The organism is Vibrio sp. OPT46 (genome assembly GCF_015163535.1).
GTDB classification, from domain to species: domain Bacteria; phylum Pseudomonadota; class Gammaproteobacteria; order Enterobacterales; family Vibrionaceae; genus Vibrio; species Vibrio alginolyticus.
The window spans coordinates 1-221 of record NZ_JADDYG010000458.1 but is presented as its reverse complement, the minus strand read 5'-3'; the positions used below and the strand labels follow the sequence as shown (position 1 = coordinate 221).

The 221-nt window shown below is 38.9% G+C and carries 1 protein-coding gene; it reads left to right on the top strand.

The window, feature by feature from the left end:
- On the top strand, positions 1–221 hold a 221-nt coding region (locus IQR33_RS19850), incomplete at both ends, for a YceI family protein (protein WP_193843967.1).

The following is a 221-nucleotide window of genomic DNA, read 5'->3' as shown; positions in this document are numbered from 1 at the left end:
ATGAAAAAGTCACTTTTCGCTACAGGATTAGCTATCGCTATGGCACTGCCATTTGGTGCGCAAGCTGCAGATTATGTCATCGATACCAAAGGTGCTCACGCTTCAATCAACTTTAAAGTTAGCCACTTGGGTTACAGTTTCATCAAAGGTCGTTTCAATACATTTTCTGGTGACTTTTCTTTTGATGAAAACAACATTGCTGACTCAAAAGTAAATGTTGT